The sequence below is a fragment of the Bacillus sp. PPSBB_11 genome (assembly GCF_038023285.1).
GTDB classification, from domain to species: domain Bacteria; phylum Bacillota; class Bacilli; order Bacillales; family Bacillaceae; genus Bacillus; species Bacillus altitudinis.
The window spans coordinates 655,767-672,978 of sequence record NZ_CP150633.1 but is presented as its reverse complement, the minus strand read 5'-3'; the positions used below and the strand labels follow the sequence as shown (position 1 = coordinate 672,978).

The following is a 17,212-nucleotide window of genomic DNA, read 5'->3' as shown; positions in this document are numbered from 1 at the left end:
GAAAAAAAGAGACGAGCAGGGGGAGAGGCAGGATGACATATTACGGAGCGATTGAAGCTGGGGGAACAAAGTTCTGCTGTGCCATTGGTAATGAGCATGGGGATATCATAGAGGAATTAACCATTCCAACAGAGCACCCGGAAAAAACCATCCAATCACTTATTCCATTTTTTCAGCAACATGAAATTGCAGCATTAGGGGTCGGTTCCTTTGGACCGATTTGTGTCCAGAAAGACGATCCTTCTTACGGTTACATCATGAATACGCCGAAAGTTGAATGGAAGCATTACCCGTTGATACCTGAGCTGGAGAAACAATTAGGCGTACCGGTGTCCTTTACGACAGATGTCAATGCCGCAGCATTAGGTGAACTGACAAAAGGGGCCGCCAAAGGGCTAAGCAGCTGTCTGTATATCACGGTCGGTACGGGGATTGGTGCCGGGGCTGTTGTGAAAAATGAACTTCTCCACGGTCACTCACATCCAGAAATGGGGCACATCCTGGTCAGGCAGCATGAATCAGATCAGTTTGCAGGTGTCTGCCCAGCGCATGGTACTTGCTTAGAAGGACTGGCGGCAGGTCCAGCTATTGAGGCAAGGTGGGGAAAGCCGGCTAAAGAGCTTACCGAAGAAGAAGAAGTTTGGTCTCTTGAAGCAGATTATTTAGCACAGGCATTAATGCAATACACGCTGATATTAAGCCCAGAACGCATTATAATGGGTGGAGGCGTCATGAAGCAAAAACAGCTATTTCCGCTCATTCGAGAGAAGCTGGCTGCGTATGTCAATGATTATGTCGACATGCCGCCGCTTGATACATACATTGTCTCTCCTGGACTTGAGGACAAGGCAGGTATGACAGGTGCTTTGCTGCTAGCGATTGAAGCGAAGAGAAACGCCTGATAATAGAGTTTTCAAACGCAACATGAGATAATGAAAAAGATGGAATCTATGAAAAGGTGGTTGTTAACATGGTCAAAAGCTTGAATGATACCGTAACACTAAATAACGGAGTAGAAATGCCATGGTTTGGTTTAGGTGTATTCAAAGTGGAGGACGGCAACCAAGTGGTTGATGCCGTCAAAGCAGCCATACGAAACGGTTATCGCAGCATTGATACGGCTGCCGTTTATAAAAACGAGACAGGCGTAGGGAAAGCCATTAAAGAATCTGGCGTAAAAAGAGAAGAATTGTTCATTACGTCAAAAGTATGGAACACAGATCAAGGATATGACAAAGCACTCGCTGCATGCGACGCAAGCTTAAACCGGCTCGGTCTTGATTACTTAGACCTCTATTTGATTCATTGGCCTGGACCAAATGCAGATACATTTAAAGAGACATGGCGTGCGCTTGAGAAGCTTTATAAAGATGGAAAAGTAAGAGCGATTGGTGTCAGCAACTTCTACGTGCAGCATTTAGAAGAGCTGTTAAAAGATGCGGAGGTTGTTCCAGCGGTGAACCAAGTGGAGTTTCATCCAAAACTGACACTTGTCGAATTACGACAATATGCGAAAGAAAAAGGCATTCAAATTGAAGCATGGTCTCCGCTGATGCAAGGAAAGCTTTTGGATCATGACGTATTAAAGGAAATTGCAGCACAATACAACAAATCTGTGGCTCAAGTGATCTTGCGTTGGGATCTGCAAAGCGGCGTTGTCACCATTCCAAAATCAATCAATGAAGATCGCATTAAACAAAATGCCGACATTTTTGACTTCGAGCTTTCACAAGAAGACATGGAAAAAATCAATGCACTTAATAATAACGAACGTGTCGGGTCTAATCCAGAAACGATGACGGTTGGGTTTGAATAAATAAAATTATCCCCTCAGCGTGTAGACAAACCCTCGCATATTTTGTCAGTGCGTGCTGTTGCTCACGAATGTCAAATTCGCTCCGCGTCAGTACTCGTCATGCCTAGACTGCAAAGGTTTTCTATCACGCTGAAAAGAAGACAAAGGGCTGGGCTAAAATCAAGTTCATTTTAGCCCTTTGTCAACAATCTGAATCCCCTTTCTCTTTTTGAGAAGGGGATTTTTTAATTCCTGCTTCGGCGCACAGCCAACAGCATGAGGAAAGACAGGATCACAATACAAATCGTCCAAGCCCACGCAAGTTCCATTCGTCCAGAATCAATCGCCACATAGATGGCTGTTGGGAGGGTTTGCGTTTTCCCAGGAATGTTGCCAGCGAACATTAAAGTCGCTCCAAATTCTCCTAAGGCTCTTGCGAAACTTAAAACTGCACCAGAGAGAAGAGATGGCAGTGCGAGTGGGACGGTAATATAGGCAAAGACCTGGAAAGAATGCGCACCATCAACTTTTGCAGCACCTTCAATGTCTGACTCAATCGTAGAAAAACCAGCTTTCGCTGATTGATACATGAGTGGGAATGCGACAACCGTCGATGCAATGACCGCTGCCCAATAAGTGAAGATGACAGGCTGATGGAAGATCCATTCAATGGCTTGTCCAATCACACTGTGCTTCCCGAACACGACGAGCAGCAGAAATCCTACGACCGTTGGCGGCAGGACAAGCGGCATCATGAGGAGCGTTTCCACGATCATTTTTCCTTTGAAAGATGTACGCGCCATCCAAAAACCAATGGACGTTCCTAAAACGACAGCCAATAACCCGCTGAAAGCAGCCACTTGTACGGACAGCCAGATAGGTGAAAGAAAATCTTCGGTCAACATCGGCATTATTTCACTTGAAAGCCGTACTTTTTAAAAATCGCTGCGGCTGGTTCTGATTGGAGATATTGAAAAAATGCTTTCGCTTCCTTCATATGTTCGGTCTGTTTGACAATGCCAACTGGATAAATGATGGGGGAATGCATGTCTTGATTTGCCTCATCTACTATCTTTACTTTGCGAGAAACGAGCGCGTCCGTCTTATACACGACACCAGCTTCCACATTTCCTGTTTCGACATAGTTTAATACTTGACGAACATCCTTGCCATAGACAGCGTTTTGTTTCACTTGATCCCATATATTCAGTTTTGTAAAAATCTCTTTTGCATATGTACCAGCAGGAACAGATTCAGGTGTGCCAAGCGCTATCTTTCCTTTTATGTGCTGAACATCGCGAAAGGTTTTGATAGCAGAAGAACCTTCTTTTGGCACGATGAGGACAAGCTCATTTTGTATGGCATCCTTTGTATGATCCTGATCGATGTCGCCAGATTGAACAAGGTCATCAAAAGGCTCTTCAGCTGCTGAGAAGAAGAGATCCGCTTTTGCTCCTTGAGCGATTTGCTGCTTCAATGCACCTGATGACCCGAAATTATTCGTGAGTGTCACGTTTGGATGATCATCTTCATAGGCAGATTCAATCTCTTTCAAAGTATCCTGCAGGCTTGCCGCCGCTGAAATCACAAGTTCTGTCTTTTTGCTTTGATCTGATGACGTCGACTCCGTTTGACATCCAGTCAGGAGCAAACAGATGGTGACGTAGGTTACGAATAAATATTTCATGATCACACCTCTTTATCATTCAACATCATGTGTATCTTTTATTATAATCAAACTTATTTGACCATTCATAGGCTTTCAGGAAAAGAGAAAAGAAAAAGCCGCCAGAGGGCAGCTTTTAGTGCTGATAAAAACGTAGTAAGTTCCCGTTGATTACTTTATCTGATAGAGACAGCTCTTTATTGGCTTTTTCTATATAAGGCTGACATACTTCGTCTTGTTCAACAGGCTGTTTTGTTTTTTGATCATAGCACGTGTTCTTTGTATAAAGATAATCATCTGTAATAAAGTTTCCATTTCTCAGCACAGCGAACGGTGTACGCTCATTGGAGAAAAGGTCATTTCCAAATTGAATGGCATCTTTTGATTCAATGCCGAGTAAATGAAGAAGTGTCGGTTTGACATCCATTTGACCGGCTGTTTCAGAAATGGTTTGAGGGGCCTCGTCTGTCACCCCAGGAATGTAAATCAAAAAAGGGACCCGCTGCAGTTTAACCGCATCAAACGGTGTGATTTCATCCTGCTTCAGCAGCTCTGCCATTGCCTCATGATGTGCTTCTGAAATGCCATAGTGGTCTCCCATCAGGACAAACATTGTATTTTCATATAGTCCTTCTTCTTTCATTCGTTCAAAGAACCTTTTGATGGCTTCATCTTGATAGCGGACGGTGGTCACATAGCGGTTTAAAATGGTGCTAGTCGAATCATATTCATCAATGAACTGATCCTTTGGATCAATTTCAAATGGGAAGTGATTGGTTAAGGTAATAAACGTGCTGTAATAAGGCGCCTTCAGCTTTTTTAAATAATCAATGGATTGGTCAAAAAAGTCGATATCTTTTAAGCCCCAGCCAGTCGAATTCTGTTCATTGACATCAAATGAATCGACATCATAAAAGCGGTCAATCCCAAGAGATTCATACATCACATCACGATTCCAGAACGTTTTATTATTCGCATGAAATTGGACGGATTGATAATTCTCTTTTTTCAATTGCTTGTACAGTGTGTCATATTCGTTGTCACTCGCTGTGAAAAAGACAGCGCCACTGCTAGATGGATAGAGGGAGTTTGCGACGATAAACTCTGAGTCCGACGTTTTGCCTTGCTCTGTCTGCTGATAAAATTCATCGAAATAGAAGCTTTTTTTGGCAAGTTGATTTAAAAATGGGGTGATGTATTGTCCATTCACCTTTTGATTCATGACAAATTGCTGTGTTGATTCAAGTGAAATGAACACGACATTTTTGCCTTTAGCAAGTCCAAAATAGTCTTCATTCGGTGCACTGTAATCAGCTTTTGTGTAGTTTGCCACTGTTGAAAGTGTATCTTCGTCAGCAAAGGCTTTTTGTCCAATACGTGCTGTTTGAGCGGCACCGTCATACAAATGGAATTGAAACAGCCCAAGGTTGCGTACAATGACTTCTCGATCATATGAGCTTGTCAAAAATCGAGGGTGATCCATCATGGCTGAGCTGACATGGAACAATAGAAAACTGCAGCAAACCACATAGTATGTTTTGATCGTCTTAAAAGACGCTTTTGGTGATAACGGTTTCCGTTTTAAGAGCCATGCCAGCACCACAAAATCAATCAGCATGAGTATAAATAGCGGATGAAACAATTCAGTCATACTGCTGCCCATATCTCCCATGTTCTTTGCTTGAAATAAGACAGGAATGGTAATGAAATCAATATAAAAACCGTAAAAGATGGTATTCGATATCAAAATGGCTGTCAAAATAAAATTTGTGGTCAATAAAAAGACCTTTTGTTTCGTTTCATTTAAGAAAAGAGCAATCCCAAACAAAGGGAGCAAAAAGCTAAGTGGATTAATCAAAAGCAGCCACTCGTGAAACAGATTGGCCGTTCGTATATGAAATCCGAATTGATAAATGATGTATGTTTTCATCCACATAAAGAGGATGGAGTACACTAAAAACCAGTGATTTTTGAAAAACGCTTTCATTTATGTAACTCCTCACCATTCTGTATTCAGCTGCAAGGCAAAAACACTTATCTTAAAACTACTAAAAAAATGAGGAATGATCAATTCATATCCTGCTTTTTTGCAAAACTCTTTTTTCTTTTTCTAAAACGGCAATGGGATGGATATTCCGCAAATGACAGCCATGTAATAGCAGGTGACAATGGTCAGAGCAGCTAGTACGACTTGTTCTCCTGTGCTGCCTGTTTTGACATAAAAGGGGAGACGTACTTTCATGGTTGCAGGGAACAAAAATTTAATACCGTTCACTGTGCCTGCATCAAGGATGAGGTGGCTTGCCATCCCAACTAGTAACCCGGTACTGAGGCTGTCATTTGGAATGTATGTTGTCGCAATAAAATAAATGATCAGCAGAAATAATAAACTATGTGTAAAGGTGCGGTGCCCGAACACACTACTGATCAGTGTGGAAAGGAGCGGGAATTTCCTGCCGATTTTGCTTTTCGTATGACATAGATCTGGGATGAGGGCACCTACTGATCCTGCAGCAGCCATCGTCACTGGTTCGAATCCGTAATAATAGGCGACGGCTGTGGAGGCGGCAATTCCGCCCATAATATGTGTTTTTCCTGTCATGATGCGTACTCCTGTTCTGTTTTTTGTTCAAGTACTCACTATATCAAGGGTGAATCCATTCAGCAAGGCTTATTTCTAAAGAAAAATGGGATAAAATAGTTGGTTGTTTGGAAAAACATTCTATAATAAGAAGGAAGTCATGTTGACACTAACGATAAGGATGCGATTCGGATGAGTAATGCAGACATTTTAAAAGAAATTGTTCTTGTACATTATGAAGTCAGCCGTAAATTAAACCGCAAGTTACTTGAGTTAGAAAAAGACATCACGCCTCCACAGATATATGCTCTTTCTATATTGATACAAGGAAAAGTATCACATGCTGAAGAGCTCAAACAAAGACTCTCTCTCAACCCAGGTGCCGCTTCTATTGCCCTCAATAAATTATGTGAGCAAGGCTACATTCAGAGAGAAAGGGACAAGGACGATCATTCCCTTGTCCGGCTAGAAGCCACGGAAAAAGGGCTGGCTATTTACGAAAAGCATACACGTCTTTTTGGAAAGGTAATTCAGCATATGATGTCAGACTTCACAGAGGAAGACTTAAAAACCTTTCTAACGTATTTGCAAAAAATGAGACAGACCTTTCACGATGAATGAACCGCTCCTCTTTGTATAATGCTGAGCGCTGTAGCACAAATTAAACAGGCAAAGGCATTTTAAGAAAAGGGGGGAAATAGCGATGTCATTTTTCCAAAAGGATAAAAAGGCGAAAAGCGAGAAAGACCATCAGCAGGTAGATCAGCTGTTAGAAGAAGCAAGTAAAGAACTAGCAGGCGATCCGCTTCAGGAAGCTGTCCAAAAGAAGAAAAACAACCATCAATAAGCTGACAGAAAGGCGGAGAATCATTTCTCTGCCTTTTTTCTATGTTTTTCCCTTTGACAGATATGAGAATGTTTGATAATCTTCGTGTAGTAAAAATGAATAGAAATCCTCACGCTATGTCTCAGTGAGGTAGAGGTTGCGCGGATGATGAGTCACTCATGGGAGAGATGGAATCGTTGATCATGAGAAAAAAGGCATCAGCGCCGAAGTGTAGAGAGAGCTCCAACTTTCTTTATGCTGGGTCTGCATTGAACAAATGCAGGACTGCCACGTCTTTGAAGCGTGGAGGGCTATCCGGAGATCAAGGTGTATGTTTTGAAAAGCATGGACTTTTGTTCAGGCTTTTTTTTATGTTCTGATTGCCTAAGAAAAGGGTATGCTGGTAAGAAAGTGACCCAACATGAACATAAAGAATGCAAGTCATTGCTTCACAAATATATCAATGAAGATACTGCCGGGTCTGGTCCAAAGTGAATATAACGGAGGTACGAAAATGGAACAGACAAAAAAATGGGGTTTTTGGTTATTGACGGCTTTTGTCGTCGGAAATATGGTAGGTTCAGGCATCTTTATGCTGCCTAGTACACTTGCCCAGCATGCAAGTCCTTTAGGTGTGACGATGGCATGGCTTGTCACAGGTGGCGGCGTACTGATGATTGCCTTTGTGTTTGGACATTTGTCCATTCATAAACCGCAGCTGACAGCTGGACCACAAAGCTATGCAAGAGCGCTTTTTAAAGATCCGAAAAAAGGAAAAGCAGCCGGTTTTACAATGGTTTGGGGATATTGGGTGGCAAGCTGGATTAGTAATGTCGCCATTATCACAAGCCTAGCTGGTTATTTAACAACCTTTTTCCCAATTTTAACCGTGAAAACGGAGATCTTTACTTTTGGAAAAGAAGCGATCACACTTGGTCAGCTCACAACGTTTATCGTATGTACAATCCTTCTATGGGGGACTCATACGATTTTAATTACAAGCTTAAGCGCAGCAAGTAAGTTGAACTTTATTACGACCTTTTCAAAGGTGCTTGGATTCGTCCTTTTTATTGTCGCAGGCTTATTTGCATTCCAAACAGCATTATTTGAACATTATTACTTCCCTGTTGAAGCAGCAAGTGGTGAAGGAGTGCTCGGACTTGGAGGCCAAATTCATCATGCAGCCATTTCCACACTATGGGCATTTATCGGCATCGAATCTGCTGTCATTTTATCAGGAAGAGCTTCCTCGCAGCGTGATGTCAAACGTGCGACGATTACAGGACTTTTAATTGCACTGTCTATTTATATGATTATTACCTTGATTACAATGGGCGTTCTGCCGCATGATCAATTGCAAGGTTCTGATAAACCATTCGTAGACGTGCTTCAGCTCATTATCGGACCGGCTGGCGGCATTGTCATGGCACTTCTTGCGATCATTTGTTTATTTGGTTCGATGCTTGGCTGGATTTTGCTTGGTTCTGAAGTCCCTTATCAAGCAGCAAAGGCTGGCGATTTCCCAGCAGTGTTTGCAAAAACAAACAAAAAAGGCAGTCCTGTTTTTGCTTTGACTGTCACAAATATCATGTCACAGCTGTTTATTTTCTCAGTCATGTCACGTACGATTAATGAAGCTTTTACTTTCTTAACAACATCAGCGACACTTGCGTATCTCATTCCGTATATCGTGTCGTCGATCTACAGCTTTAAGGTCATCATGCAAGGTGACACATATGAGCTCCAAAAAGGAAACCGGACAAGAGACGGGATCATTGCGCTTGTGGCCATAGGGTATTCCGCTTGGGTCATTATTTCAGGCACAGCTGATTTCAAAACATTTGGTCTTGGTATTGGATTGTTCTTAGTTGGCATTTTACTCTACCCATTCATGTCCAAAAAATTTGCCAAAGGTACAGTATAAGAAATACGTTTCTCCAGCATTGGAGAAACGTATTTTTTTATGAGTCAGATGTTAATCGATCCACAATAAATTCGAGCTGACCTTCTAGTGACACAGGGTCATTAAAGAAGTAACCGACTGTATCTGTTTCAAATACGCGTTTGTTTTGGACAGCAGGAAGTGATGCCCAGATGCTGCTTTTATACACTTGATCGCCATTACTTTTTGAACCGCTCCATGGGCTTGTGAAAATATAATCACCTGCAAATTCTGGAAGCTTTTCAAGAGAAATGTTTGCATAACCGACACCACTGTCGATGGCTTCTTTTTGGGCGGCCTTCGGAGCTTTTAATTTCAGCTCGTCATAAATGATTTCACCACCGCGTGCAAAAGTGTTACCGAAAATGTAAATGCCCTTATCGAATGGTGATACGATCGAAACGGTTTTGTTTCCTACAGCTTTTGTTACTTTTGGTTTCACTTCAGCAATTTTGGCATCCCATTGTGTGATCCAATCCGTTGCTTTTTTTGATGTGCCTGTCATTTTACCGAATTCTTTTAGCTGGTCTTTAAACGAATATTGATTGTATTGAATGGCAACTGTAGGGGCAATTTTTTTGTATTGATCAAATTTCTCATCTTCTCCCCAAGCAATGATCATATCCGGCTTCAAAGAGGCTACTTTCTCAACAGAGGGTGATTTTCCAATATTTTTCACTCCATCTGTTTTTCCTTTATAGAAAGGGTTTTTAAAGATGGGCGCAGTAGCAGCAATTGGGGTTTTGCCGAGTGTGACGAGATCCCCGTAATAGCTTTCCGCCAGAAGCACAATACGTTTTGGGTTTTGAGGCAGTTTCACTTCACCCTTTACATCTTGATAGGTGATCGTGTCATTTTTTTTGGCTCCCGATTCTTTATTGGAAGTGCTGCCGCAAGCAGCAGTAAAAATCATAAGGGTAATGAGGGAAATCAAAAGAAGTCCAGTTCGTTTTTTCACTAAAGTTCGCTCCTATTCAATTGTTTATGATAATGATTCTCATTTGCAATTATATCTTATCATGATGGAAGAAAAAATGCATCGGCTATTTTAGAACCGAAATGAAAATGGTGAAATTCTCCCGGTTTTTTGATGAAAATAAAGAAATTTATCAGAACAAGGATTTCAAAACGTGAAGAAAGTGATATACTAGACTCCGAGATTGATAATCATTATCACTAATAACGAATAGATATGAACGGAAAGGAAGAGACTGGTTTTGGGCTCACAATCGAATAAACAGCTGTCAGCTAAAGATGATGCGATAGATATTGTGACAAAGCCTTTTGGTACAGCAGCTGTTGTCATCATAGGAATCATTGCTTTAGCATTTGGTCTTTTTTTATCAGTATCGCTAGGAGCGGCAAACATTCATTTACACACGGTATGGGAAGCCGTCTTTCATTTTGATTCACAACAAACCTCACATCAAATCATTAGGGAACTAAGGCTACCGCGTACAGTTGGTGCCGCACTTGTCGGTGCCTTTTTAGCAGTATCGGGTGCCATCATGCAAGGCATGACAAGAAATGCGCTTGCGTCTCCTGAAATCATGGGTGTGACAAATGGCTCTGCATTTGCGATTGCCATTGCGTTTGCTTTTTTCCCAGGCCAATCTTCTTTTACATTAATTCTTTGGTCATTTTTGGGTGCAGCACTTGGCGCCTCTATTGTATTTGGGGTTGGAACCCTTTCAAAAGGGGGGCTTACTCCTGTGAAGCTCGCATTAGCCGGTACGGCTGTTGGCGCACTTTTAAGCTCAATTTCCTCAGCGATTGCCATTCGATTTGACGTCGCGCAAGATATGAGTTTTTGGTACGCAGGCGGTGTGGCTGGTGTGAATTGGAGCAATATTAAGATCATCATTCCTGTTGCGGCTGTAGGACTGATCATCGCAATGATTCTTGCCCGCTCCATCACGGTTTTAAGCTTAGGTGATGAATTAGCAAAAGGGCTTGGACAATATACACGAACAGTCAAGGTACTTGGCATATTGATCGTGATCCTTTTAACAGGTGCAGCCGTGTCAGTTGCAGGTTCTATTGGCTTTATCGGGCTTGTGATTCCTCATGTTACGCGTTTCTTGGTCGGCGTTGACTATCGCTGGATTATCCCTTGCTCAGCTATTTTAGGGGCTATTTTGCTCATTTATGCAGACATTGCGGCAAGGCTTGTCAATGCGCCGTTTGAAACGCCAGTTGGTGCCATTACAGCCATTATAGGCGTTCCTTTCTTCTTATATTTAGCGAGACGTGAAAGGAGCGGAATTTAAATGGAAATGGTGCAGCAGGCAAAGAAAAAGAAATACAAACGAACGATGGTCATGATCTTTTTAGCCATCGTGGCTGTGTTCCTGATTAGTTTAAATACCGGAGAGATAAGGATTTCTCCGATGGATACATTCAAAACATTTTTTGGACTCGGAAGTGAAATGGATGAGCTTGTATTATTCGAGTTCAGACTACCAAGGATGGTCATCGCTTTACTTGTTGGCGCTTCTATCGCTGTATCAGGTGCCATTTGGCAAGGTGTTTCTCAAAATGGTTTAGCTGATCCCGGCATTCTAGGTGTAAATGCGGGTGCAGGTTTTGCGGTTGTTTTATTTATCTTTGCCTTTCAGGGCTCGATGTCGAACTTAGGTGATTTTACGATATTTGTACTGCCGCTTTTCGCTTTCGCAGGGGCAGCCTTTGCTGCATTTCTCATTTATGTGCTAGCGTGGAAAAAGGGCATTACGCCTGTTCGATTGATTTTAACTGGTATTGGGATCAATGCTGCATTTTCGGCAGCAATTGTAGTCATTCAATTAAAGATGAGCCCAAATGATTTTAACCAAGCCATTGTGTGGCTGTCAGGAAGTATTTGGGGCTCAAGCTGGACATATGTCTTATCAGTCGTGCCATGGATGCTGATTTTTCTTGTATTAGCGATGGTGAGGGCACGCTACTTAAATATCATGAATTTGGGTGATCAGATATCTTATGGCTTAGGGATTTCAGTTCATAAAGAAAGAAGTTTTCTCATGCTGATTGCAGTTGCATTAGCCGGTGCAAGTGTCGCTGTTGCAGGGAGTATATCGTTCCTAGGGTTAGCGGCACCACACCTCGCAAGAAAGCTAGTTGGGCCGAAACATCAAGGAATGATACCGGCGTCCGCTATGATTGGTGCACTGCTGTTATTACTTGCAGATACACTTGGGCGTGTCATACTTGCTCCATCAGAGGTGCCCGTTGGACTTGTCGTTTCTGCTTTAGGCGCACCTTACTTCATTTACTTATTGATGAAAACGAACTAATGAGGAAGGAGAGTACAACAGATGAAATCACTTGAAACAGAAAAGCTTTGTATTGGCTATCATGACCGTTTGATTGTAGACGATTTAAATATCAGCATCCCAAAAGGCAAGGTGACCACATTAATTGGGCCGAATGGGTGCGGGAAGTCAACGATTTTAAAAACAATGTCTCGTATTATGAAGTCCCATCAAGGTGCTGTTTATTTAAATGGCCAGGCGATCCATCAAACACCAACAAAAGAAATTTCAAAACAAATGGCCATCTTACCGCAGACGCCTGAAGCACCAAGTGGTCTGACAGTTTATGAGCTTGTGTCATATGGACGTTTCCCGCATCAAAATGGATTTGGCCGTTTATCAAATGAGGACAAACGAATCATCAGATGGGCACTTGAGGAGACGGGAATGATTGCATTTCATGACCGGCCAATTGAAGCACTCTCCGGTGGACAGCGTCAGCGGGTATGGATTGCGATGGCACTCGCTCAGGAAACAGAGCTGCTTTTATTAGATGAACCAACGACGTATTTAGATCTTGCTCATCAGCTGGAGATCCTTCAGCTATTAGAACGCTTAAACAGAGAGCAGGGCAGAACGGTGCTGATGGTGATTCATGATCTGAATCATGCTGCACGCTTTTCACATTACATGATTGCCCTCAATCAAGGGAAAGTCATTAAAGATGGTACGCCTCATGAGGTCATGACAAAAGAGGTGCTCAGTCAGGTGTTCCACATCGATGCAGAAATTGTTCTTGATCCGAGAACGAATAAGCCAATCTGTTTAACATATGACTTAATGAATCATGAAAGAAAGCTTGAAGCTGTGAACGGATAATAGATGGACAAAAAACTCGGTATGTATGACCGGGTTTTTTTGCATTTTTTGATATTACCTTGTGATGCCATTTTCTCCAGTTGATCTTTTTTCGCTTTTATGCAGAAAAGAGGTACTTTTTTACTTTGGACAATGGTAATATACGGTTAGAGATCATAGCTAGAAAGGAAAGAGATGCGTGGAAACAGCAAAAATATTGATTGCAGATGACGAAGAAGCAATTGTAAAAATGGTTGAACGCGTATTAAAAAAAGAAGGGTTTCAACATATTTATAAAGCCTATCATGCAGATGAAGCATTAGATATTGTCAAAAACGAGGACATCCACCTCTTACTTCTAGATGTGATGATGCCCGGTAAGTCAGGCTTTGATGTTCTGCCTGACATCAGGAAAATGACGAAGGCACCGATTTTCTATTTAACAGCAAGAACGTCTGATGTAGACAAATTGACTGGATTTGCACAAGGTGCAGACGATTACATCACAAAGCCATTTAATCCGTTAGAGCTAGTAGCTAGAATTAAGGCGCACTTAAACCGAACTTATATCTCCTTACAGGAGGAGCAGGAAGAAGCGCACAGTCAATATGAATATGCTCATTTCTCGTACCATCCTCATGCAGCCGAGTTGAAAGTAAGGGGAAAGGTGACAGCTTGCTCAGCTCAGCTTTTGTCCTTGCTGAAGTATTTTTGTGACCATCCGAATGTGGTACTTTCAAAAGATCAAATCTATGAGAAAGTATGGGGTGTTCCGTCATATGGTGACAACAACACCGTCATGGTTCATATCCGAAAGCTGAGAGAAAAAATAGAGTTAGATCCAAGCCAGCCTGAATATATTGTGACGATCCGTGGTATGGGCTATAAGTTCATTCCGCAACCTGTGAAGGTTCTTCAATAGTTTATGAATTTACGAACAAAACTTTTCTTTCACTTTGTCGGACAAATGTTTATTGTCATCGTCATTCTAACGATCGGGCAAACATTCTCTGAAAATCTTTATTTTCAAAAGCGCTATGAGAATATGACTGAAACTGGTTTAACGAAGGCAGATGGAGATACACTCATGAGCTGGCTTTATTTTAACGAGGATGGAAAAATGGAAGCCGATGATCAGCTCAAACAAGCAGTGGAAAAACGTGATGGCTGGCTACAAGTGATTGATTCCAAAAAACGCAACGTCTATAGCTATCAACTCCCTAAAAACATTCCAACATCCTATCAAAAGGATGAAATGATCAAGATCTTTGAAAAAAGACAATTTAAAGATTACAAGATGTACTTCTGGCCAATTGAGATTGATCAAGAAAGCTTTATCGTCTTATATGGATTTAAAACGAACAGCACAAAGGTAGCCAATTATCTCAAGCAGCATGAAAAAAACCTGGCTGCATTGTCTCAATATTCGGTTGAAACAAAAGAATTTTTGAAAAGAATGAATGGATCGGTGCATCTGTTTAATGAAGAAGGAAAATACTTAAAAGGTATCCGAGCCAAAAATAATTTGAAAAATAACGTAACGGATGTTGAACTGCTCAAGTATCAATCAAAGCCTTGGGAGTTTAGAAGTGACCTGTCGTATATCAAAGTGAATAAGGATTTGTATATGATTGTTTCGGTGCCAAACAAAGTATACAGCCCAGACGAGCTTTATGATAAAGAGACAGAGGCTTTAAACCAATATACAACGCTTTTGATTGCAGGTCTTGCGCTTACGATTATTATCGTTATGACATTATGGTACTCGTATCGCTATGGGCTACCGATCTATCACATTATCCGCTGGCTGATTTTCTTATCAAGAAATAAGTTGCAGGAGCCAACAAATAGAAAAGGTATTCCAGTAAGTAAAAATAAAAAGGGCCGTATTAAGCGGGAGTACCGGCTGTTTGAGGATATCCTCAAAACAATGGATCAGCTCACCAATACGTTAAAAGAGAATGAAGCAAACCGAAGAAAAATTCAAACCACAAGGGAAGAATGGATCGCAGGGCTGTCTCATGATCTAAAAACGCCTCTTAGCACGATTTACGGCTATGGATTAATGCTAGAATCAGATCAATACCAATGGTCCAAGGAAGAAGTCATGGAAATGGGACAAGTCATTCGTGAGAAATCAGAATACATGTCGACCTTGATTGAGGATTTAAACCTCACGTATCGATTGAAAAATGGTGCATTGCCTATTAATCGAAAACCTGTTGAGCTTGGTGAATTTTTAGCCTCCATTATGGACGAGTTTTCAAGAAGCACGCTTTCAGAAGATTATTTATCATCCTTTGAAGATCAAACAGAGGGTGTCATGTTTGAGATCGATAAAGCCTGGTTTAGACGAGTCATTGAGAACCTGCTGGCGAACGCAGTGAAGCATAACCAGAAAGGTACTCTTATTCAAGCTGTTCTATCTGAAACAAATGATGAAGTTCGGATCGAAATGAAAGATAACGGACGCGGAATGGCGCAAGAAACGGTGGATCATTTATTTAATCGTTACTATAGAGGGACAAATACGAATGATCCAACAAATGGAACAGGATTAGGACTGGCGATTGCAAAAGAGCTTGTCTTGCTACACGATGGCGATATTCAAGTAGAAAGTGAATTAGGTCAAGGAACAACTATTGCGATTATCCTAAAGAAAACACCCTCTGTAAAATAACCAAAAAACGATTTTCTTTTCTAAAGGAGATCGTTTTTTCTTGTTTTAGGATTGAAATCAATTTTGTAAACGATTACAATAAAATTGTTAACGTGAACAAATTGATTTTCATCATTATAAGAGATGGGGGAGTTTGATGAAAGCCTTTTTAGATGAGCAGTTTTTATTAAACAGTCAAACGGCGGAAAAGCTATACCATGAGTTTGCAAAGAACCTTCCGATTATTGATTACCATTGTCATTTAAGTCCAAAAGAAATCTATGAAAATAAAACGTTCCGAAATATAACCGAAGCATGGCTTTACGGGGATCATTACAAATGGCGCGCCATGAGAGCAAATGGGATACCTGAAACACATATCACAGGGGATGCCTCAGATGATGAGAAATTTTTAGCATGGGCGAAAACTGTTCCGATGACGATTGGAAATCCTCTCTATCACTGGACCCATCTAGAGCTAAGACGATATTTTGATGTTGAAGAACTTTTGAATGAAGAAAGCGCAGACATCATCTGGAAAAAAGTAAATGAAAAGTTGCAAGGAGATGGATTTGGTGCGAGAGATTTCATTGTGAAATCAAATGTTGAAACGGTTGTGACGACAGACGATCCGGTTGATTCGTTGATTTATCACCAACAACTGCGGGAAGAAGGCTTTTCTGTGCAAGTACTGCCAGGGTTTCGGCCAGATAAGGCATTAGATATCACAAATGACTTGTTTATCGAGTATGTTCATCAGCTAGCGGAGGTTTCATCTATCAAGATCGAATCCTATCAAGACTTCATAAAAGCACTTCATATGCGAATCGATTTCTTTCATGAACAGGGCTGTTTGATTTCAGATCATGCCATCAATGAAATGACGTACGAAGACACGACGGAAGAAGAAGCTACGATCATTTTTCATAAAAGAATGTCTGGACATCCATTGACGGAAAAGGAGAAGGTTCAATTTAAAACACACACATTCATTGAACTAGGTCAGGCATATGCTCAGCGGGGATGGGCGATGCAGCTTCATATCAATGCGCTCAGAAACAACAACTCGAAAATGTTTGAGCGGCTTGGACCAGATACCGGATATGATGCAATGAATGATGAAGACATTGCAAAACCTCTTTGCCGCGTATTAGATCGGTTAGAACAAGCACATGCATTGCCAAAAACCATCCTCTATTCCTTGAATCCAAGGGACAATGTGGTGATTTCAACGATAGCTGGAAGTTTTCAAGATGGAAAGACTCCTGGGAAAATGCAGCATGGAACAGCCTGGTGGTTTAATGATACAAAGCAGGGAATGACAGAGCAGATGATGGCACTTTCCAGTATCGGACTGATCAGCCGATTTATTGGGATGCTGACAGATTCACGAAGCTTCCTGTCTTACACAAGACATGAATATTTTCGTAGACTGTTATGTGACATCATTGGAGATTGGGTGGAAAAAGGTGAAGCGCCTAATGATCTCAATTTGCTAGGGGGAATGGTAAAAGGAATCAGCTATGAAAATGCAAAGCAGTATTTTCAATTTGAACGGGCAAATGAGCTTTCGCATAAAAGCAAGATGATATGAACAAAAAGCAAGAATATGAAAGCGTTTTTATGATAAGATG

Annotated in this window: 16 protein-coding genes and 1 riboswitch; of the genes, 11 read left to right on the top strand and 5 right to left on the bottom strand. The window is 41.4% G+C overall.

Annotation, left to right across the window (positions count from 1 at the left end; all coding sequences use genetic code 11):
* Nucleotides 1-32 precede the first annotated feature (32 nt).
* Together V7L95_RS03415 and V7L95_RS03410 are read left to right on the top strand one after the other, a co-directional pair.
* The gene (locus V7L95_RS03415) at nt 33-902 is read left to right on the top strand and encodes an ROK family protein (protein WP_035389396.1); all 870 of its coding nucleotides are present in this window, start codon (nt 33-35) and stop codon (nt 900-902) included.
* A 68-nt stretch (nt 903-970) separates the two neighbouring features.
* A complete protein-coding gene (locus V7L95_RS03410) occupies nt 971-1,816 on the top strand; it encodes an aldo/keto reductase (RefSeq protein WP_041507765.1) in 846 nt (281 codons plus the stop codon).
* A gap of 224 nt (nt 1,817-2,040) precedes the next feature.
* On the opposite strand, the gene modB is transcribed toward V7L95_RS03410, so the two are convergent.
* From modB to V7L95_RS03390, 4 genes are all read right to left on the bottom strand, one after another.
* Nucleotides 2,041-2,706, bottom strand: coding sequence for a molybdate ABC transporter permease subunit (gene modB, locus V7L95_RS03405; protein ID WP_058213607.1), 666 nt, complete (start codon nt 2,704-2,706; stop codon nt 2,041-2,043).
* On the bottom strand, nt 2,706-3,482 hold the full coding sequence (modA, locus tag V7L95_RS03400) for a molybdate ABC transporter substrate-binding protein (protein ID WP_254000789.1): 777 nt from the start codon (nt 3,480-3,482) through the stop codon (nt 2,706-2,708). The genes modB and modA overlap by 1 nt, the downstream gene beginning before the upstream one ends.
* A 115-nt stretch (nt 3,483-3,597) precedes the next feature.
* Nucleotides 3,598-5,448 (bottom strand): LTA synthase family protein, encoded by a 1,851-nt coding sequence (locus V7L95_RS03395; RefSeq protein ID WP_236810075.1) that lies wholly within the window; start codon nt 5,446-5,448, stop codon nt 3,598-3,600.
* A 123-nt stretch (nt 5,449-5,571) separates the two neighbouring features.
* Nucleotides 5,572-6,063, bottom strand: coding sequence for a metal-dependent hydrolase (locus tag V7L95_RS03390; RefSeq protein ID WP_008347118.1), 492 nt, complete (start codon nt 6,061-6,063; stop codon nt 5,572-5,574).
* A 171-nt stretch (nt 6,064-6,234) separates the two neighbouring features.
* On the opposite strand from V7L95_RS03390, the gene V7L95_RS03385 reads away from it, so the two are divergent.
* From V7L95_RS03385 to V7L95_RS03375, 3 genes are all read left to right on the top strand, one after another.
* On the top strand, nt 6,235-6,663 hold the full coding sequence (locus V7L95_RS03385) for a MarR family transcriptional regulator (RefSeq protein ID WP_007500254.1): 429 nt from the start codon (nt 6,235-6,237) through the stop codon (nt 6,661-6,663).
* 82 nt (nt 6,664-6,745) lie between these two features.
* Complete coding sequence (sspJ, locus tag V7L95_RS03380) at nt 6,746-6,889, top strand: small acid-soluble spore protein SspJ (protein ID WP_008347117.1); 144 nt, start codon at nt 6,746-6,748, stop codon at nt 6,887-6,889.
* Between the two features lie 122 nt (nt 6,890-7,011).
* A riboswitch (Lysine riboswitch) is annotated at nt 7,012-7,190 on the top strand.
* Nucleotides 7,191-7,382: 192 nt separating this feature from the next.
* Nucleotides 7,383-8,792 (top strand): amino acid permease, encoded by a 1,410-nt coding sequence (locus V7L95_RS03375; RefSeq protein ID WP_057079086.1) that lies wholly within the window; start codon nt 7,383-7,385, stop codon nt 8,790-8,792.
* A gap of 37 nt (nt 8,793-8,829) precedes the next feature.
* Here the strand turns inward: V7L95_RS03375 and V7L95_RS03370 are convergent, their stop codons facing one another.
* Nucleotides 8,830-9,768 (bottom strand): ABC transporter substrate-binding protein, encoded by a 939-nt coding sequence (locus V7L95_RS03370; RefSeq protein ID WP_148779703.1) that lies wholly within the window; start codon nt 9,766-9,768, stop codon nt 8,830-8,832.
* A 259-nt stretch (nt 9,769-10,027) separates the two neighbouring features.
* On the opposite strand from V7L95_RS03370, the gene V7L95_RS03365 reads away from it, so the two are divergent.
* The 6 genes from V7L95_RS03365 (at nt 10,028) to uxaC (ending at nt 17,172) form a co-directional block, all read left to right on the top strand.
* Nucleotides 10,028-11,080 carry an iron ABC transporter permease gene (locus V7L95_RS03365; RefSeq protein WP_340967986.1) on the top strand — a complete coding sequence of 351 codons (1,053 nt, stop codon included), beginning with the start codon at nt 10,028-10,030 and terminating at the stop codon, nt 11,078-11,080.
* Nucleotides 11,081-12,103 carry an iron ABC transporter permease gene (locus tag V7L95_RS03360; protein ID WP_007500263.1) on the top strand — a complete coding sequence of 341 codons (1,023 nt, stop codon included), beginning with the start codon at nt 11,081-11,083 and terminating at the stop codon, nt 12,101-12,103.
* A 21-nt stretch (nt 12,104-12,124) separates the two neighbouring features.
* Nucleotides 12,125-12,940, top strand: a complete 816-nt coding sequence (locus V7L95_RS03355; protein WP_017368048.1) for an ABC transporter ATP-binding protein — start codon at nt 12,125-12,127, stop codon at nt 12,938-12,940.
* 178 nt (nt 12,941-13,118) lie between these two features.
* Complete coding sequence (locus V7L95_RS03350) at nt 13,119-13,841, top strand: response regulator transcription factor (RefSeq protein ID WP_017359250.1); 723 nt, start codon at nt 13,119-13,121, stop codon at nt 13,839-13,841.
* A 3-nt stretch (nt 13,842-13,844) separates the two neighbouring features.
* Nucleotides 13,845-15,599 carry a HAMP domain-containing sensor histidine kinase gene (locus V7L95_RS03345; RefSeq protein WP_017359251.1) on the top strand — a complete coding sequence of 585 codons (1,755 nt, stop codon included), beginning with the start codon at nt 13,845-13,847 and terminating at the stop codon, nt 15,597-15,599.
* Nucleotides 15,600-15,735: 136 nt separating this feature from the next.
* The gene (uxaC, locus tag V7L95_RS03340; RefSeq protein WP_017359252.1) at nt 15,736-17,172 is read left to right on the top strand and encodes a glucuronate isomerase; all 1,437 of its coding nucleotides are present in this window, start codon (nt 15,736-15,738) and stop codon (nt 17,170-17,172) included.
* Nucleotides 17,173-17,212 lie beyond the last annotated feature (40 nt).